Origin of the sequence: Blastococcus jejuensis (assembly GCF_039534705.1) — a bacterium.
Taxonomy (GTDB): domain Bacteria; phylum Actinomycetota; class Actinomycetes; order Mycobacteriales; family Geodermatophilaceae; genus Blastococcus_B; species Blastococcus_B jejuensis.
Genome location: NZ_BAAAVV010000021.1, coordinates 1 through 19,081 on the forward strand (window position 1 = coordinate 1; position 19,081 = coordinate 19,081).

Here is a 19,081-nt window from a genome sequence, read left to right on the forward strand (position 1 = left end):
ACCATCGCGCCGGTGCAAGACGACGACTTGGTCGCGGAACTCCTGGGGATAGATCCGACCCACGACGACACCCTCCCGCGGCGATCACGCCGCTGTGAACGATGTCCGCCCGATCGGGGCAAGTCCAGATCGAGGAGATGCGCGCGCCACTGCTGAGACTGACGCGTGCGCGACCCGCACAGCGGCGGCGACCGAGGCGCCAGTTGCCGCCCCCGGCGATATCCCGCGATAGGTTCGCCGAGATTGTCGACAAGACAATTCCGACGAGGCGATCGCCGACCATTCTTACGCGATCGTGCAACACGCCGTTTAGTGGCGCCTGATGCGGTTCGACAGGCAGTCATCATTTCGCGCGCACCCCTTCGAAAGGCGGAAAGAAGCCTCCGCCCTCGCCGGTGCCGAGTCGGGACAAAGCCCTGTCCCGCACCCACGCGTTTCCAGGAGAATCGTCATGACCGTTCCCGTTGCAGCCGCCCGTACCGGGCGGGCCGGCTGGTTCACCAACCGCCCCGTCGGCATGAAGATCGGAGCGGCGCTGCTCCTGCTGGCCGTGGTCTCCATCGGGCTGACCACCCTCGCCGTCCAGCGGATCGGTGCGCTCGCCGACTCCGGGCAGGTGCTCTACAGCGACTCCATCGTGCCGATGGTGGAGCTCGGCGAAGCCAACAAGACCTTCCAGGGTCTCCGAACCCGTTACATCCTGTTCGCTTTTGCCGACGCAGACACCCGCACCATGCTGAACGACGAGATCACCGAGCGCCGGGAGATGTTCACGGGCCAGGTGGAGGCCTACGTCGGCACGCTCCAGGACGCGGCCGACTTCGCACCCGTCCAGGACTCCATCACCGCCTACGAAGCATTCGTCGACGGGCAACTCGTCCCCACCATCGAGGCCGGTGACACGGCCACGGCGGCAGCCATGGCGGAAGGCCCGCTGGCCGAGCTCGGCTCCGGCGTCTCCGACGCCTTCGAGCTCGAGCTGATGCGCCAGGCGGCGGACGCGGAGACTGACGCCGCCGCGGGTGAGACCGTGGCGACCAACGCCACGTACACCCTGTGGATCGCCCTGGCCGCCGGCATCGCGGCTGCGGGCCTGCTCGCCGTCTGGGTCGTCCGGCAGATCGTCGGCACGGTGCGTTCGGTGCAGCGGTCGGTCGATGCTCTCGCCGATGGCGACCTCACCGTGACCCCGGAGATCCGCACGGGCGACGAGCTCGGCCGGATGGCCGCCTCGCTGGCGACGGCACAGGCCAATCTTCGTGGGGTCTTGTCCGGCGTCGTCTCGTCCGCGGACGCGGTCGCTGCCTCGTCGGAGGAGCTGTCGGCGTCCTCGGCGCAGATCTCCGCGTCGGCGGAGGAGACCAGCGCGCAGTCGGGCGTCGTCGCGGGTGCCGCGGAGGAGGTGTCGCGCAGTGTGGCGACCGTGGCCGCGGGTGCCGAGCAGATGGGTGCCTCGATCCGGGAGATCGCCTCTAACGCGGCGGAGGCCAGCGAGGTGGCCGCCCGCGCCGTCACCGCGGCCGAGACCACCACGGCCACCGTGGCCAAGCTGGGCGAGTCGAGCGCGGAGATCGGCAACGTGGTCAAGGTGATCACGAGCATCGCCGAGCAGACCAACCTGCTGGCCCTGAACGCCACGATCGAGGCGGCGCGGGCCGGCGAGGCGGGCAAGGGCTTCGCCGTCGTGGCCAACGAGGTCAAGGAGCTGGCGCAGGAGACGGCGAAGGCCACCGAGGACATCGCCCGCCGGGTGCAGTCCATCCAGGGCGACACGACCGCTGCCGTTGCGGCGATCGAGGAGATCAGCGCGATCGTCGCCCAGATCTCCGACCGGCAGACCACGATCGCCAGCGCGGTGGAGGAGCAGACCGCCACGACCAACGAGATGTCGCGCTCGGTGCAGGAGGCCGCGAGCGGGACCACCGAGATCGCCGGGAACATCACCGGCGTCTCGACGGCGGCGGAGTCCACGACCCAGGCGCTCACCCAGACCCGCACCGCCGTCGACGAGCTCTCGCGGATGGCGGCCGACCTGCGCACCACCGTCGGGCGGTTCACCTACTGACCCGTCGTTCCACGCCCACGGGGCGGCAGCCGGTGCACCCGGCTGCCGCCCCGTGGCCGTTTCGGCGAGCGTCGCAGCCGCTTCGCAATGGCGCTATGTCGACGTTCGAGAAACGGTGGAGTGACTGTTTCCAACGCTGGTGCGACACGCGCCGAGGAAGATATTCGACACCAGGTCCGCGAAATATCTTTCCGATGAAACAGCAGTGACAGCCGTGGCCGAATCGGTCGGCCCGTCGGCGAATGTCTTCCCCCGCACCAGGAGAGCTCGTGATGAAGCACCACCCGTCCAATCTGCGCGTCGGCCGGAGGCTCGGGCTCGCCTTCGGCGCGGTCGGGGCTCTGGTCCTGGTCAGTGCCGGCGCAGGCCTGTCGGCCGTCGCGGAGCAGCGCGACCTCGCCGAGGACCTCAGCGCCGCCGACGGCGTCGTCCAGGAGGCGGAGACAGCCCGCTTCCAGATCGCCGACGTCAGCGGGTGGCAGGGCCTGGTCATGGCCGACGTCGCCGCCTTCGGCCCAGCGGTGGCCCTGGCTCCGGACGCTTACAACCGCGCCGGGCTGCTGGAGAGCAAGGAGGCCGTCTACGCCTGGATGGCGGACGTCGACACCGCCACGATGGACACAGACGAGCGAGCGGCCTGGGCCGAGCTCGAGCCGGCGTGGGATTTCTACTTCGAGATGGACGATCAGGTCGTCGCCTGGGTCGAGGACGGCTCGGCCGACGGCTTCCGGACCGCGGTCGAGAGCATCAACGGTGGGGAGGCCGGGGAGGGCTACGGCATCATCCTCGACATCGCCGACCGGCTCGAGGCCTCGGCCGGCGAGCGGGCCCAGCAGTTGCGCGAGGACCAGGAGCAGGCACAGGGACGCGCGACGATCCTCCTCGGCGTCGTCGGCGCGCTCGCCGTCGTGCTGGCTGCGTTGCTGGCAGTGGGCGTCTCCCGCTCCGTCGTCCGCCCGCTCCACCGGGTCCAGCGATCCCTGGACGCCGTGGCCGAGGGCGACCTGACCGTGGCCGTCGGCATCACCAGCCGCGACGAGATCGGGCAGATGGCGTCCGCTCTGACGCGGGCCCAGGAGGCCCTGCGCGAGGTGCTGGCCGGTGTCGTGTCCTCGGCCGACGCGGTGGCGGCGTCCTCGGAGGAGCTCTCGGCGTCGTCGGCGCAGATCTCCGCTTCGGCGGAGGAGACCTCCGCCCAGTCCGGCGTGGTGTCCGGCGCCGCGGAGGAGGTCAGCCGCAGCGTGCAGACCGTGGCCGCCGGTGCCGAGCAGATGGGCGCCTCGATCCGCGAGATCGCCAGCAACGCCGCCGAGGCCAGCGAGGTGGCCGCCCGCGCCGTCACCGCGGCCGAGACCACCACGGCCACCGTGGCGAAGCTCGGCGAGTCGTCGGCCGAGATCGGCAACGTGGTCAAGGTGATCACGAGCATCGCCGAGCAGACCAACCTGCTGGCGCTCAATGCCACGATCGAGGCCGCGCGTGCCGGCGAGGCGGGCAAGGGCTTCGCGGTGGTCGCGAACGAGGTGAAGGAGCTGGCGCAGGAGACGGCGAAGGCCACCGAGGACATCGCCCGACGGGTGCTGTCGATCCAGGGTGACACGACCGCTGCCGTCGCGGCGATCGAGGAGATCAGCGCGATCGTCGCCCAGATCTCCGACCGGCAGACCACCATCGCCAGCGCCGTGGAGGAGCAGACCGCCACCACCAACGAGATGTCCCGCTCGGTGCAGGAGGCCGCGAGCGGTACCACCGAGATCGCCGGGAACATCACCGGCGTGTCGGCGGCGGCCGACTCCACCACGCAGGCGCTGACCCAGACCCGCACCGCCGTCGACGAGCTCTCCCGGATGGCGGCCGACCTGCGCACCACGGTCGGCAGGTTCACGTACTGACGACCGGCTCCGGAACCCGCGGCTGACCGCGGAGGAATGGGAGCGCGCGGCGCAAACAATGCCGCGCGCTCCCATTCCCGTTTGCACTGGCCGGCGATGCGCTGTGTGGCCGTGCGAATGTCGACAAAGACATTCTCCGTACACGGTCACCGACCATTCTCGCGGCGTTTTCGCGACACGCCGGGACGGAAACCGTTCCGAGGCCGCCGACGGCGAAAGATTCCCCCGCACTCACGGTTCCTTCCGGCACCGCGGTCGCAGCTGCGACCTGAGACATGACCTCTGGAGAGACGATGGCCGACTCGACGCCACCGGCAGCGCGGGTCGGCTGGCTCGACCGCCAGCCGATCGTCCTCAAGCTCGGGGTCGTCATCGCATTCCTGGCGCTCGCCGTCCTGACGGCGAACGTGCTGGCCGTGCTGAGCTTCCTCGACCTGCGCGACGGCGCGGAACACTCCGGTGCCGACGCCCGGTCGCAGCACCTGCTGTCCGAGATCCAGCGCGACACCGCGGCGCACCGTGAACTGGTCCTCGAGTATGCACTCGCCGGCACCGGGGACCGGGTCGAGCTCCTGGCGGACATGCAGCAGCGGAACGCGGAGCTGGACGAGGCGATCGGCGGTTACCGCGCGTCCGCCGCCGACCCCGCGGCGCTCGAGCGGTACATCGACGCGCGCGACGAATTCCTCGGACTGCTGGGGACGGAGCTGCTGCCGGCCGCCGACCGGGGCGACCTCGCTGTCGTCGACCGGGTCTACCGGGATGCGGCCGGCCCGCTCCTGAGCCGCATCGACGACGCGCTGGCGACGGAGGAACGGGCCGGAGCAGCACAGGTCACCGAGCGCAGCGACGAGGCGGTCGGCACGGCCGGCGACGCGATCGTCACGCTCGTGGTGACGGCGGTGCTCGCCGTCTCGGGTGCGGGATTCCTGCTGGTGCTCATCGTCCGGCTGCTCGTGACGATCGGGTCCGTGCGGGTGTCGCTGGAAGCACTGGCCGACGGTGACCTCACGGTGCCCGCGCGCTCCCGGACGGCCGACGAGATGGGGCGGATGGTGGACGCGTTGACCACCGCCCAGCGGAACATGCGCGCAGTGCTGTCCTCGGCGGGGGCCTCGGCGGATGCGGTGGCGGCCTCGTCGGAGGAGCTGTCGGCGTCGGCGGCGCAGATCGCGGCGTCCGCGGGGGAGACCAGCGTCCAGTCGGGGGTGGTCGCGGGGGCGGCCGAGCAGGTGTCGCGGCACGTGGCGACCGTCGCCGCCGGGGCCGAGCAGATGGGTGCCTCGATCCTGGAGATCGCCGGGAACGCGGCCGAGGCCAGCGTCGTGGCCGCCCGTGCGGTGACGGCAGCCGAGGGCACGACTGCGACGATCGCGAAGCTGGGGGAGTCCTCGGCCGAGATCGGCAACGTGGTCAAGGTGATCACGGGCATCGCCGAGCAGACCAACCTCCTCGCGTTGAACGCGACCATCGAGGCGGCGCGCGCCGGTGAGGCGGGCAAGGGCTTCGCGGTGGTCGCCAACGAGGTCAAGGAACTGGCGCAGGAGACGGCGAAGGCCACCGAGGACATCGCGCGGCGGGTGCAGGCGATCCAGGGCGACACGACCGCCGCAGTCGCGGCGATCGAGGAGATCTCGCAGATCGTGGCGCAGATCAGCGACCGGCAGACGACCATCGCCAGCGCCGTGGAGGAGCAGACCGCGACGACGCAGGAGATGTCGCGGTCGGTCACCGAGGCCGCCGGCGGCTCGACCGAGATCGCCGCGAACATCATCGGCGTCTCGACGGCGGCGGAGTCGACCACGCAGGCGCTCACCCAGACCCGCACCGCCGTGGACGAGCTGTCCCGGATGGCCGCGGACCTCCGCACCACGGTCGGGAGGTTCACCTACTGAAAGGACCCCTGCCCCCCACTCCTCGCACGCTCGGAGCGGGACCCTGCAGGAGGCCGTCCCAGCCAGTCCGCCCCGGACGGGGTGGCGACCGATTCCGGTCGCCACCCCGTTCTGCATTTCCGGTCCGATCAGCACGCCACTGGGAATGGCAAGAATGACGTCAAGTCGACACGTGCGGAACGGTTGACGATCAATCTCGGCCGACCCGTCCGACACGCGGGAAAGCGATCCGAAATGGCGGCGAGTGCCGTCTACGTTTCTCCTGTCACACCCGCACCACGAGGCGCGCGGAAGCCCCCGTCGCCACAGTTCCATCCATTCCTCGCAGGAGTCCTTCGCATGTCCGAGTCCGCCGCGTCGCCGGCCCGTCGCCGGGCGGGCTGGTTCGCCAACCGCTCCATCGCCTTCAAGATCCTCTCGATGATCACGTTCAGCGCGTCCGTGGGCGTGCTGCTCTGCGTCGTCGCCGTGGGCCGGATCGACGCGCTCGCCGCCGCTGAACGCGATCTCTACGAGGGCCACGTCGTGGCGTTCTCCGATCTCGACGCCATCCAGAACACCTACGAGGGCATCCGCCAGGGCTACACGGCCTACTACCTGGCCGACCCGCAGACGCGGCTCGCCCTGCAGGGGCAGATCGCCGAGGGGCGGACCGCCCTCGCCGCGCAGGTCGACGCGTACGCCGGGATCACCGAGAACGACGACCTCTTCGGAACGCTGAGCGACGCCATCGACGGGTACTTCGGGATCAGCGACGGTCAGCTCGTGGCCGCGCTCGACGCCGGTGACATGGCCACCGCGGGAGCGATCGCCGCCGGCCCCCTCGTGGACGCGCAGAACGCCGTGACGGCGGACTTCACGGCGCTGCGGGAGGTCATCCGAGCGGGCGGCGACCAGCAGGCAGCCGAGGGTGAGCAGACCGCCTCGGAGGCGAAGACGTTGCTGTGGGCGATCCTCGGCGCGAGCGTCGCCGTCGGGATCGCGCTGGCCCTGCTGGTGGTGCGGCAGATCGTGCGCACGGTCCGCTCGGTGCAGCGCTCGGTGGACGCGCTCGCGGCCGGTGACCTGACGGTGGACCCCGACGTGCACAGCGAGGACGAGCTGGGCCGGATGGCGCAGGCGCTCGCCGTCGCCCAGAACAACCTGCGCGCGGTGCTGGCCGACGTCGCCGGCTCGGCGGACGCGGTCGCGGCGTCCTCGGAGGAACTCTCGGCGTCGTCGGCGCAGATCTCGGCGTCGGCGGAGGAGACCAGCGCGCAGTCGGGCGTCGTCGCGGGTGCCGCGGAGGAGGTGTCGCGCAGTGTGGCGACCGTGGCCGCGGGTGCCGAGCAGATGGGTGCCTCGATCCGGGAGATCGCCTCTAACGCGGCGGAGGCCAGCGAGGTGGCCGCTCGCGCCGTCACCGCGGCCGAGACCACCACGGCCACCGTGGCCAAGCTGGGCGAGTCGTCGGCCGAGATCGGCAACGTGGTCAAGGTGATCACCAGCATCGCCGAGCAGACCAACCTGCTGGCGCTCAACGCCACCATCGAGGCGGCGCGGGCCGGCGAGGCGGGCAAGGGCTTCGCCGTCGTGGCCAACGAGGTCAAGGAGCTGGCGCAGGAGACGGCGAAGGCCACCGAGGACATCGCCCGCCGGGTGCAGTCCATCCAGGGCGACACGACCGCTGCCGTCGCGGCGATCGAGGAGATCAGCGCGATCGTCGCGCAGATCTCCGACCGGCAGACCACCATCGCGTCCGCGGTGGAGGAGCAGACGGCCACCACCAACGAGATGTCACGGTCGGTGCAGGAAGCGGCCGGTGGTTCCACGGACATCGCCGGGAACATCACCGGCGTCTCGGCCGCGGCCGACGCGACCACGCAGGCCCTCGGCCAGACGCGGACCGCCGTGGACGAGCTGTCCCGGATGGCGGCCGACCTCCGCACCAGCGTCGGGCGCTTCACCTACTGAGTCGCGTCATCCATGTCGGTCCCGCCGAACGGGTGCCGATAAAGCAGGAGACGGCTGTCGCCGGCGGGGTTCACCTTGACTCCGCCGGCGGTGGGCCGAAGACCCAACCGGGCGGGCTGTGCGCCCGGTCGCAGACGTGAGAGAGAAGGCAGCAACGGTGGACGGTCTGGACGACATCGTCGAGGAGTTCCTGGTCGAGAGCCACGAGAACCTCGACCAGCTGGACACGGACCTGGTCGCGCTGGAGCAGGAGCCGAACTCGCGGGAGCGGCTGTCCAGTATCTTCCGGACGATCCACACGATCAAGGGCACCAGCGGCTTCCTGGCGTTCAACCGCCTGGAAGAGGTCACCCACGTCGGCGAGAACATGCTCTCCCGGCTCCGGGACGGCGAGCTCGAGCTCACCCCCACCCGCACGAGCGTGCTCCTCCAGATGGTCGACACCGTCCGGTCGCTGCTGACCTCGATCGAGGCCTCCGGGGGCGAGGGACCGGTCGACGTCTCCGGCGTGGTCGCCTCCATCACCGCGGCGATGGAGGACACCCCCGCCGCGGCCGCCGTGCCGGCACCGCGCGAGGCTGCCGAGCAGGCGCCCGCGGCGAAGAAGGCGCCCGCAGCGAGGAAGGCTCCCGCCAAGGCCCCTGCCAAGGCGGCGGCGAAGGCCCCCGCGGCCAAGGCTCCCGCCCGGAAGGCCCCCGCCAGGAAGGCCCCCGCCAGGAAGGCCCCCGCCCGTCCGGCCGCCACCGCGGCGCCCCATCCCGTCGAGGTCGAAGAGGTGGTCGATGTGATCGAGGTCGTCGAGGCCGCTGCCCCCGAGTCCGCCGTCGCGGCTCCCCCGGAGTCCGTGCCGGCCGCCCCCGAGTCCGCCGTCGCGGCTCCCCCGGAGTCCGTGCCGGCCGCCCCCGAGTCCGCCGTCGACGGCGAACACGGCGAGGGCGAGCCCACGCCGACCGTGGGCGCCGACGGCCAGGTCCGCCGCGCCGTCGCCGACAGCACGATCCGCGTCGACGTCGACCTGCTCGACGAGCTCATGCTCCTGGTCGGTGAGCTCGTGCTCACCCGCAACCAGATCGTGCAGAACGTCGCCCGCCAGACCGACACGGACCTGATCCGCGCTTCCCAGCGGCTCAACCTGATCGCGAGCGAGCTGCAGGAGGGCGTCATGAAGACGCGCATGCAGCCCATCGACCACATCTGGTCGAAGCTGCCCCGCGTCGTCCGCGATCTCGGCATGCAGCTCAAGAAGTCGATCCGGCTGGACATGGAGGGCCGGGAGACCGAGCTCGACAAGACCCTCCTCGAGGCGGTCAAGGACCCGTTGACCCACCTCGTCCGCAACTCCGTGGACCACGGCATCGAGATGCCGGAGGGCCGCAAGGCCGCCGGCAAGCCGGCCGAGGGCGTGCTCACCCTGCGCGCCCGCCACGAGAGCGGTCAGGTCGTCGTCGAGGTCGCCGACGACGGTGCGGGCATCGACCCGGCCAAGCTCGGCAGGAAGGCCGTCGAGCGCGGCCTGATCACCGTCGCCCAGCTCGACAAGATGAGCCCGGCCGACATCCTGCAGCTGATCTTCCTGCCCGGCTTCTCGACGGCGGCCGCCGTCACCAACGTGTCCGGCCGCGGAGTCGGCATGGACGTGGTCAAGACCAACATCGAGTCCATCGGCGGCACCATCGAGGTCGAGTCCGAGGCCGGTCGCGGCACCGTCTGCCGGCTGCGCATCCCGCTGACGCTGGCGATCGTCCCGGCGCTGACCGTCGAGTGCGCCGGCGACCGGTACGCCATCCCGCAGATCAGCCTCCAGGAGCTCGTCAGCCTGGACGCCGAGAAGGCCGCCAACTCCGTCGAGGAGGTCGGTGGCGCCCAGGTCTACCGCCTGCGCGGCGAGCTGCTGCCCCTGGTCCGCCTCACCGACGTCCTGGGCCTGACCTCCGAGCGCCACGACGGCCACGTCGTGATCGCCGTGCTGCGCTCCGAGGGCCGGCGCTTCGGGCTCGTGGTCGACCGGGTCATCAACACCGAGGAGATCGTCGTGAAGGCGGTCGGCGGCCAGATGAAGGCGATCGGCCTCTACTCCGGTGCGACCGTGCTCGGTGACGGCACCGTCGCCCTCATCCTGGACGTGCAGGCCCTCGCCCGCCGCGCCCTGCGCACCGAGACCACCGAGCGCCAGGACTCGCAGAAGGCCGCGGCGCACGCGGCCGCCGCCAGCGAGACCGAGCGGCAGCGGATGCTGCTCGCGGCCATCGGCGGCGGCCGGCGGGTGGCCATCCCGCTCGACACGGTCACCCGGCTCGAGCAGGTCCGCGCGGACTCGGTCGAGAAGGTCGGCAACCGCGAGGTCGTCCAGTACCGCGGCGCGATCCTCCCGATCGTCCGCCTCGACCGGCACCTGGGCGCCTACGGCGAGACCGACCGCGAGGTGCTCGAGGTCATCGTCTACGCCGATCACGGGCGCAGCGTCGCGATCGTCGTGGAGGAGATCCTCGACATCGTCGACGGCGAGGCCGCGGTGCGCAGCGACATCGACGACCTCGGCCTGCTCGGTTCCGCCGTCCTGGGCGACAAGGTGACCGAACTCCTCGACGTCCGGGCCGCGATCCTCGCTGCCGACCCGGCGTTCTACTCCACCCCCCTCTCCACGGTGCCCGAGAGCACCCCCACCGCTCTGCTGGAGGTCTGACGTGACCGCTCCCACCGCACCCGCCACCAGCGGGCAGCTGGCCACGTTCCGCCTGGACGGCGACCTGTACGGCGTCGAGGTGGAGCACGTGCAGGAGGTGCTGCGCACGCAGCAGCTGACGCGCGTGCCCCTGGCGCCGACCGCGGTCGCCGGCCTGATCAACCTGCGCGGCCAGGTGGTGACCGCGATCGAGCTGCGCGAGCGGCTCGGCCGGCCGCCGCGGCCCGAGGGCACCGACGCCGTCGTGATCGTCGTCCGGCTGCACGGCGAGGCCGTCAGCCTGCTCGTCGACTCGATCGCCGACGTCGTCGACGTCGACGCGAGCGACTTCGAGGCGCCGCCGGACACGCTCGAGGGCCAGGCCCGGGACCTGATCCGCGGGGCCTACAAGCTCGACGGCCAGCTGCTGTTGGCCCTGGACGTCCAGAAGGCCGTCAGCGCCTGAGTCGCTGTCCGCATGCGACCCCCGACCGCGCCCGCGGTCGGGGGTCGCATGCGTCGGTCAGGCGGTCGGCAGCGTCTCGGCCAGCTGAGCCAGGACGTCGGAGTTGAACGTCTCGGTGGCCTGGACGTAGGCCCACCGCTTCTCCGGCCGAGCCCCGAAGCGCGACTTCTGCAGCTCCGCGCTCATGCCGTAGTGCACCCGCTCGGCGCCGCAGCGCTGAGCGGACCGCAGTGCCTGGAAGAGCAGCTGCTGGTAGGTGCGGTGGCTGGACACGTAGTCGTAGTCCAGGCCCAGGAACACCGGCGTCACGTCGCGCGCGCCGATGAAGTGGACGATCACGGCCACCGGGTCATCGGGCCGGTCCGGCAGGTGGAGGACGACGACCTCCCAGCCGGGAGACGCCAGCACGGCGTCGATGACGCGGCGCGGCAGGGGGAACACGTTGAGCTCGAGGGCCCGAGCGTGCACGTTGCGGTACAGCTGGTAGAGCGCCTCGCGTCTCGCCTCGGGCACGGCGGCGGCCGATGCAGTGCCGCCCTCGAGCACCTCGACCCGGAATCGCGGCTCCCACGCGAGCACGTTCTGCCGCTGGTGCAGACGCTTCTTCGCGTTGAGCTGGGCGAGGAAGCCCTCGTCGTCGACGAAGTCGACGTCGCGGACCCAGGTGTCGAGCACCGGGATCCGCAGCAGCCCCTCCCCGAGCAGGAAGGTGTGCAGCTCGTCGTCGCCGTCCGGAAGGTCCCTGAGCACCACGCCCGCCGCGCCGATCGCGTCCTCCTCGACCCGTGCCGCCTGCAGGATCAGCCGCAACGCGCCGCGCCAGTCCCGCGAGCGGTCGAGGTAGAGGTGCTCACCCTCGCTGAGCAGGGATCCCATCGCGACCATCGGAGAGGTGAGGAAGTGCGGGTCCGCCGTCTCGGTGCGCCGGCGTTCCACCTCGCGGGACACGTGCTCCGGGGAGAGCATGTCGTCCTTCCACAGCGCCGTCGTGAAGAACGTGGCCGCCACGGGGGTGTCGTCCCAGTCCCGGACGATCATGTAGTGGAAGTCCCACGCGTCCTCCGTCTGCCCTGCGGCGCCGGTGCCGCCGCTGCCGAAGACGGCCTCGAGGGTGCGCAACGCGGCGACGTCGAAGGCGCCGCGGCCGCCGAGCAGCGAGTCCCACTCGTCGGCGTCGAGGTCCGCGGCCGAGCGGGTGTGCTCCAGCCGCAGCGGCGCCCGCCGCTCTGCGACCGGCGCCCGGCCGGGCAGGACCTGCGATCGACCGCGCAACTGGCGCGCGAAGGCGCGGGTCAGGTCGTCGACGCTCGCCCCCTCGTCCGCCAGCGCCCCGGGCAGGTGCTCGGCCAGGGCGGCGACCACGCCCGCGACGTCGTCCTCCGTGTGATGTGCCGTGAGGGTCACGCGCGCCCCCGACCGCTTGGCCGGCACGGCCGGGAAGACCGCGGAGTTGATGTAGTAGCCCGCAGCGCGCAGCCGCTCGGCCACCCGGTAGGCGACGGCCGTGACACCGGCGCCGACGCAGCGGATGGGCGCCTCGGACATCGACACCACCGGCAGCCCGGCCTCGGCGGCCAGACGGTTGAACAGCCGGATCCGGGAACGCAGCAGGTCCTGGCGCTCGGCGACCTCGGGCGTCCGGTGCAGTCGCACCGACGCGAGGATCCCGCCGAGCATCGGCGGCTGCACGGGCCCGGAGAAGATCAGCGGTCCGCCGACGGTCATCACCCGTCGGCGGGTCTCGTCGTCGGGCAGCGCGATGGCTCCGCCCGCAGCGGCGAAGGACTTGTTCAGCGAGACGGCGACGACGGTGCGCTCGAGCGTGGCCGGTCCGAGGTGCTCGAGGGCGTGGCCACGACCGTGCGTACCGGTCCACGAGGCGGCGTGGGCGTCGTCGACGTAGAGCCAGAGGTTGTCGTGCCGGGCGGCGAGCTCGTCGAGCGCCTCCGTCGGCAGGAAGTCGGCGTACATGGAGTACAGGCCGTCGGCGGCGTACCAGACCCGTCGGTGCGTGCGGCGGTAGCCCTCGAGCCGCCGTTCCAGGGTGCGCAGGTCGTTGTGCGGGATCAGCTCCACCCGCGCGCCCGCCGCCTGAACCAGCTTCGCGGCCGTCTGCACCGAATGGTGCACCTGGTGGTCGAGCAGGAGGACGTCGCGGCTGCCGATCAGGGTCGGCATGGCCGCGATGTGACCCATGGACGTGGACGGCGTGATCACCGACGGCCGGCCGAGGAGGTCGGAGAGCTCGGCCTCGGCCTCGCGGTAGAGCGGGGAGGACGTGTAGCCCCGGGAGGACGAGAACTGGGTGCCGAACCGGTCGAGGGCGTCGCGGACGCCTGCCTTCAGCGCGGCGTGGGTCTCCAGACCGAGGTAGGAGCAGGAGCCGAAATTGACCATGCGTCGACCGTCGATCGTGATGTGCCGACCGTCGAGCTCGGTGTCCTCGGCATGGTTCTGCAGCATGCCCCGCCGGACGCCGTCCGAGAGGACGTCGTCGACGGCGTCCAGCAGGTCGTCGGATGTGGCCATCGTTGGTACTCCCGTGTCATCGGATCGGCGCGTCCCATCGCCCGCCGCGACTGCGCATCGTGACCGTGTCATGGCACCGCGTGATCACGATGGAGGCGATCCGGTTCGGGGTCTCTTGCGTCGCTCCAGTTGAGCAACGCCTCAGGCATGCCGAGAACGGAAGACATGGAGACGACGCTGTCGGCCGGGAACCGGTCCATGCTGCGGGAGCTGGTGTCGCGGTCGTTCGGTTCCGCCGCCGAGGCCGCGGCGGAGATCTGCCATCTCGTCCGCGCCGCTCTCGGCGCCGACCTGGTCTACGTCTCGTGTCTCGACGGGGACGAGGTCGAGATCGTCGCCGTCGACGACGCCCTCGACACCGGCCTGCTGCCCGGGGCGCGCCTTCCGCAGGACGCGACGTTCTGCCGCCGGGCCCTCCACGGGTCGGGTCCGCAGAGCGCATCCGACCTCGAGGGAGGGCCCTACGCGGACCTCGCGTGGCCGCGCGCCGCCGGGCTCCGGAGCTACGCCATGAGCCCCTTGTGGAGCGGTGACGGCAAGGCCACCGGCACGTTGTCGGTCCTCGACCGTCGGCCGCGCGAGTTCGGCGAGGAGGAGCTCGCGGTCCTCGAACTGCTCGGCGGCCTGCTGAGCCGCGAGCAGCGACTGGACCAGGTCCGCGCGCGGGAGGCGTCGCGAGCGGCCGAGCTGGAGGCATCCGACGGGCGCTACCGCTCGCTCGTCGACGACCTCGGCGACATCGTCGTGGAGATCGGGCCCACCGGTCAGATCACCTACGTGAACGCGGCCTGGTCGAAGCTCAGCGGCCTCTCCATCGAGGAGATGGTCGGCAAGGACATGATGGAGCACGTCCATCCCGACGACCGCATGCTGGCCGCGGAGCACATGGCGGAGGTGCTGTCCGGGGCGGACACCGTGCGCCCGGATGCCGCCAGGGAGGTCCGCTTCCTCGCCGCCGACGGCAGCCTCCGGTGGATGTCGGTCCGTGGCCGCGCCGTGTTCGGCGACGACGGCCAGCTGGCCGGCTTCCTCGGCATCCTCCACGACGTGACCGCCCGGGTGGAGGCCGAGCAGGCGGTCCGCGACGCCCTCTCCGAGGCGGAGGCCGCCCGCGACGAGGCCGAGCGCGCCTCCTCGGCGAAGTCGGAGTTCCTCTCGCGGATGTCGCACGAGCTGCGTACCCCGCTCAACGCCATCCTGGGGTTCAGCCAGCTGCTGGAGCTCGGCGATCTGTCCGGCGAGGACGCCGAGAACGTCGAGCACATCAGTCGTGCCGGCCGGCATCTCCTCGACCTCATCAACGAGGTGCTCGACGTCGTGCGCATCGAGGCCGGTGTCCTGAGCCTCTCGCTCGAGCCCGTCGACGTCGGCGAGGTGGTCACGGAGAGCCTCGACCTCGTCCGGACCGCGGCCACCCGGCGCGGGATCACGCTGCGCGCACCCGACCGGCTCAACGGCGCCCGCGTCGTCGCCGACCGGCAGCGCCTCAAGCAGGTGCTGGTCAACCTGCTGTCCAACGCCGTGAAGTACAACCGGGACGGCGGTGAGGTGCTCCTCTCCTGGGCGGCCCCCGAGAGCTCGTCGACGGCGGACGCCGGGGACGGCGACTGGCTGAGGGTCTCGGTGCGGGACACCGGCCGCGGCATCCCCGCCGACCGCCTCGACGACGTCTTCACGCCCTTCGACCGGCTGGGCGCGGAGGGGACCGATGTGGAGGGCACCGGCGTCGGCCTGTCCCTCACCCGCACCCTCGTCGAGGCGCTCGGTGGGCGGATCGGCCTGGAGAGCGAGGTCGGGCGTGGCAGCACGTTCTGGGTCGACCTACCCGCGGCCCCGCGATCGCCGGCGGAGCCCGCAGACGCGGCCGCCGACCCGGGCCTGAGCCACACGGTGCTGTACGTGGAGGACAACCCGTCCAACATCACGCTGGTGCGCCGCGTCCTCGCCCGTCGACCGCATGTCCGCCTGATGGTGGTCCAGGACGGCGCCGAGGCGGTCGAGGCGGCTCGGGAGCTGCTGCCGGACCTGCTGCTGCTCGACCTCCACCTCCCCGGGATGCACGGGGCGGGCATCCTCGCGGCGTTGCGGAGCTCGGACGACCCACGGTTGAGCAAGCTGCCGATCGTCGTCGTCACCGCCGACCTCACCACCGGCAACGAGCGCCGCATGATCGATGCCGGTGCAACGCTCTTCCTCCCCAAGCCGATCGACGTGCACCAGCTGCTGAGCGTCGTCGACGACCACCTCCCCCAGTCATGACGACGCCGCCCCCCGGAGGGGACCATCCCGTGGCCCCGACCTTCAGCCGTTCCCTGGAGCAGGCGCTCAGCCAGGCCGTCAGGACGCCGCTGCACTCACTGCTGGGCTTCCTCGAGCTGCTGGCCATGAGCGACCTGGATCCCGACCAGTGGCGGCTGCACCGGCAGCTGGAGCGCAGCGCCGAGGACCTGCTCACCGGAAGCGACCGCGTTCTCTGGCTCGTGCGCCTGCTGGGCGAGCACTACGAACCGCGGCCGGCGCGCGTGCACCTGTCCGCGTTCGCAGCCGAGGTGGCGGCCGCCAGCGACGGTGCCGTGTCCGCGGTGGTCGTACCGGGCGCGCCGCCGCACCTGCACACCGACCTGGCCGCGCTCCACCAGATCGTGACCGAGCTCGTCGCGAACGCGGTGCGGCACGGCTCCGCTCCGGTGGTCCTCGCCGTCTCCCCGTCGACCGATCGGAGCGACACCGTCCGCATCACCGTCAGCGACGGTGGTGCCGGCCTGCTCCCTGCGGCCCGTCGAGCGCTCGCCGCGGATGTCGACGGCTCGTCCCCGGGCGGCGGCCTGGGCTTCCAGCTGGTGCGCCGGCTCGCGGACCTCCTCGGCGGCACCGTGCAGGTGCTCCCGACGAACGTCGGTGCCCACGTGTGCCTGACGCTCCCGCTGAGCAGCGGCCCCGGCGAACTCCGGCCGGTCTCCACCCCCGCGACCACCAGAGGGGCCGAGCCGGCCCGCTCGCTGCGGGTGCTGCTCGTGGAGGACAACGCGACCAACAGGTTGCTCACGGAGCGCCAGCTGGCGCGCCTGGGACACGTCCTCACCTCCGTCGCGAGCGGCGAGGCAGGAGTTCGAGCAGCTCTCGTCGACGGCGGGGCCGAGGCCTTCGACGTGGTCCTGATGGACCGGCATCTCCCGGACCTCGACGGGTGCGAGGCGACCCGGCGCATCAGAGCCGGTGTTCCCGACGGTCGTGCCTACCTGCCGATCATCGCCGTCACGGCGGACGCGACCCCCGAGGCGCGGGAGGCGTGCACGGAGGCAGGCATGGACGAGGTGCTCACCAAGCCGGTGGATCTGGCGCGCCTGGCCGCCGCACTCGACCGGGCGGCCGAGATGATCGACCGGCCCCAGGGCGATGCCGCACCAGCAGGATCGGCCCACCCGGGGGACGACGCCCGCGTGCGGCAACCCGCGGCGCTCGGCACGATCCTTCGTCGGACCGACGGCGACGTGCAGGCAGCTGCCGAGCTGATCTCGACGTACCTGGGCGAGTTGCCGGGGCGACGCCTGCGCATCCATGCGTCACTGCGCCGGGGGGACGCCCGTGCCGTGGTTGCTGCCGCCGAGTCCCTGCGCACCTCCAGCGAGAGTCTCGGGGCCACGGCGGTGGTCGGAGCCTGCGCAGCCCTCGCGACAGCGGCGGCCGTGGACGACCTGCCGACGGCAGGACAGTTCCTGCCGAACCTGATGCTGCGGTGCGAGCAGTTCTCCGAGGAGCTGGCCGACTTCGTGGACGCGGCGCGGATCCACGCGGTCATGGGCGATCCCGACGGCGGGGGCCCCGTTCTCGGCTGACGTGCGATCCACATCACGTCGATCGCCGCGACGTCGCCCAGTAGCACGATCGCCCGGAGAACTGCCGATAGCGGTGTCAGGCGCATCTTCGCGCCTCCGCACCCCCGCAGTCCGGAGATCAAGCCCATGAGCCTCGTCCGCGCCGTCCCCCGCGCGATCGGTCGCCGTTTCCGCGACCTCAGCGTGCTGCTCAAGATCAACCTGGCCGTCGGCCTCGCGGTGGTGGTGGCGCTGCTCGTCGGGGTCCTGGGGCTGGTCGCGCTCTCGTCGGAGGCCGACCGCACGCAGGCGATGTTCGAGCAGAACACGGTCGGCGTGCAGCTCGCGCAGGAGGCGCGCTACCAGTACATCTCCTTCCGGTTCGCCAGCCTGAACCGGACGTCGGCGCCCACGCCGGAGCTCAAGGAGCAGTACCAGGGGCAGCGTGACGCGGCCGAGGCCGCCCTGGTCGCGTCGCTGGAGGGGCTGCGCACCCGCACCTCGCCCACCGGGGCGCTGCTGGCCGGACTGGACCAGGTCCAGGCCGACGTCACCACCTACTTCGACCTGGCCGCCCAGCTGGACGTCCTGGCCGCCGAGGGTCGGGTCGTCGAGTTCAACCAGCTGCGCGAGAGCCAGGTCGGCCCGTTGAGCGGCCAGGTCGTCGACGGCCTCGCCGCGCTCTCGACCGCGGCCCAGGCGGCCGCGCAGGACGGCGCCACGGCCGCCGCCGACGCCGAGTCGCGGATGGCGACCCTCCTCCTCGTCGTCCTGGTCGCCGGGGCGGTGCTGTCCGTGCTCAGCGGGATGTCCGTCGCCCTGGGGATCCGCCGGAGCCTCGACCGCGTGCGGACCTCGGTGCAGCGGCTGGCCGCCGGTGACCTGACCCGGCCGACCGGGCTGGACCACCGGGACGACGTGGGCCGCACCGCGGCCGCCCTCGACGAGGCGATGGTGTCGCTGCGGGACGTCGTCACGATGGTGGCCGCGTCCGCCGACGCCGTCGCCGCCTCCTCGGAGGAGCTGTCGGCCTCGTCCGCGCAGATCTCGGCCTCGGCCGGGGAGACCTCGGCGCAGTCGGGGGTCGTCGCCGGTGCTGCCGGCGAGGTGAGCCGCAACGTGCAGACGGTGGCCGCCGGAGCCGACGAGATGGGTGCGTCCATTCGCGAGATCGCCCAGAACGCCAACGAGGCGGCGCGCGTGGCCGCGGCCGCCGTCGCCGAGGCCGAGACGACGACCGCGACCGTGAGCCGGTTGGGCGACTCGTCGCGCGAGATCGGCGACGTCGTCAAGGTCATCACCTCGATCGCCGAGCAGACCAACCTGCTGGCGCTCAACGCCACCATCGAGGCCGCCCGCGCCGGCGAGGCGGGCAAGGGCTTCGCCGTGGTCGCCAACGAGGTCAAGGAGCTGGCGCAGGAGACCGCCAAGGCGACCGAGGACATCGCCCGGCGCGTGGAGGCCATCCAGGGCGACACCTCCGGGGCGGTCGCCGCCATCGGCCGGATCAGCGAGGTCATCGGTCAGATCAACGACTACCAGCTGACCATCGCCAGCGCGGTCGAGGAGCAGACGGCGACGACGACCGAGATGTCCCGCTCGGTCGCCGAGGCCGCGCAGGGCTCCGGACAGATCGCGGAGAACATCAGCGGGGTCTCGGAGGCGGCCGACTCGACCAATCAGGCGCTCGGGCAGACCCGGACGGCGGTCGACGAGCTCTCCCGCATGGCCGCCGAGCTACGGACCGCGGTGTCCCGGTTCAGTTACTGAGCGCAGTCGCCCGCTCACGCGGATAGCCCGGACA

General features: G+C 71.8%; 10 protein-coding genes. 9 read left to right on the forward strand and 1 reads right to left on the reverse strand.

All coding sequences use genetic code 11. The features are described from left to right. Positions 1–451: 451 nt before the first annotated feature. From ABD644_RS22115 to ABD644_RS22140, 6 genes are all read left to right on the forward strand, one after another. The gene (locus ABD644_RS22115) at positions 452–2,065 is read left to right on the forward strand and encodes a methyl-accepting chemotaxis protein (protein ID WP_344691427.1); all 1,614 of its coding nucleotides are present in this window, start codon (positions 452–454) and stop codon (positions 2,063–2,065) included. A gap of 272 nt (positions 2,066–2,337) precedes the next feature. Further along, positions 2,338–3,957, forward strand: coding sequence for a methyl-accepting chemotaxis protein (locus tag ABD644_RS22120; RefSeq protein ID WP_344691428.1), 1,620 nt, complete (start codon positions 2,338–2,340; stop codon positions 3,955–3,957). A gap of 275 nt (positions 3,958–4,232) precedes the next feature. Continuing rightward, positions 4,233–5,852, forward strand: coding sequence for a methyl-accepting chemotaxis protein (locus ABD644_RS22125; RefSeq protein ID WP_344691430.1), 1,620 nt, complete (start codon positions 4,233–4,235; stop codon positions 5,850–5,852). A gap of 339 nt (positions 5,853–6,191) precedes the next feature. Further along, positions 6,192–7,805, forward strand: a complete 1,614-nt coding sequence (locus tag ABD644_RS22130) for a methyl-accepting chemotaxis protein (RefSeq protein WP_344691432.1) — start codon at positions 6,192–6,194, stop codon at positions 7,803–7,805. Positions 7,806–7,962: 157 nt separating this feature from the next. Continuing rightward, a complete protein-coding gene (locus tag ABD644_RS22135; RefSeq protein ID WP_344691433.1) occupies positions 7,963–10,488 on the forward strand; it encodes a chemotaxis protein CheA in 2,526 nt (841 codons plus the stop codon). 1 nt (position 10,489) lies between these two features. Beyond that, a complete protein-coding gene (locus ABD644_RS22140) occupies positions 10,490–10,933 on the forward strand; it encodes a chemotaxis protein CheW (RefSeq protein ID WP_344691435.1) in 444 nt (147 codons plus the stop codon). Positions 10,934–10,990: 57 nt separating this feature from the next. On the opposite strand, the gene ABD644_RS22145 is transcribed toward ABD644_RS22140, so the two are convergent. Next, the gene (locus tag ABD644_RS22145; protein WP_344691436.1) at positions 10,991–13,462 is read right to left on the reverse strand and encodes an aminotransferase class I/II-fold pyridoxal phosphate-dependent enzyme; all 2,472 of its coding nucleotides are present in this window, start codon (positions 13,460–13,462) and stop codon (positions 10,991–10,993) included. A 165-nt stretch (positions 13,463–13,627) separates the two neighbouring features. On the opposite strand from ABD644_RS22145, the gene ABD644_RS22150 reads away from it, so the two are divergent. The 3 genes from ABD644_RS22150 (at position 13,628) to ABD644_RS22160 (ending at position 19,047) form a co-directional block, all read left to right on the forward strand. Then, positions 13,628–15,721: a hybrid sensor histidine kinase/response regulator gene (locus ABD644_RS22150; protein ID WP_344691438.1), complete on the forward strand. Its 2,094-nt coding sequence runs from the start codon at positions 13,628–13,630 to the stop codon at positions 15,719–15,721. Between the two features lie 29 nt (positions 15,722–15,750). Continuing rightward, positions 15,751–17,298, forward strand: a complete 1,548-nt coding sequence (locus ABD644_RS22155) for a response regulator (protein WP_344691440.1) — start codon at positions 15,751–15,753, stop codon at positions 17,296–17,298. Between the two features lie 126 nt (positions 17,299–17,424). Further along, positions 17,425–19,047: a methyl-accepting chemotaxis protein gene (locus tag ABD644_RS22160; protein WP_344691442.1), complete on the forward strand. Its 1,623-nt coding sequence runs from the start codon at positions 17,425–17,427 to the stop codon at positions 19,045–19,047. Positions 19,048–19,081 lie beyond the last annotated feature (34 nt).

Bases quoted from the DNA above. Each gene is read 5' to 3' on its own strand.
- ABD644_RS22120 (WP_344691428.1), top strand. From the start codon at position 2,338: ATGAAGCACCACCCGTCCAATCTGCGCGTCGGCCGGAGGCTCGGGCTC.
- ABD644_RS22145 (WP_344691436.1), bottom strand. From the start codon at position 13,462: ATGGCCACATCCGACGACCTGCTGGACGCCGTCGACGACGTCCTCTCG.
- ABD644_RS22115 (WP_344691427.1), top strand. From the start codon at position 452: ATGACCGTTCCCGTTGCAGCCGCCCGTACCGGGCGGGCCGGCTGGTTC.
- ABD644_RS22125 (WP_344691430.1), top strand. From the start codon at position 4,233: ATGACCTCTGGAGAGACGATGGCCGACTCGACGCCACCGGCAGCGCGG.
- ABD644_RS22150 (WP_344691438.1), top strand. From the start codon at position 13,628: ATGGAGACGACGCTGTCGGCCGGGAACCGGTCCATGCTGCGGGAGCTG.
- ABD644_RS22130 (WP_344691432.1), top strand. From the start codon at position 6,192: ATGTCCGAGTCCGCCGCGTCGCCGGCCCGTCGCCGGGCGGGCTGGTTC.
- ABD644_RS22160 (WP_344691442.1), top strand. From the start codon at position 17,425: ATGAGCCTCGTCCGCGCCGTCCCCCGCGCGATCGGTCGCCGTTTCCGC.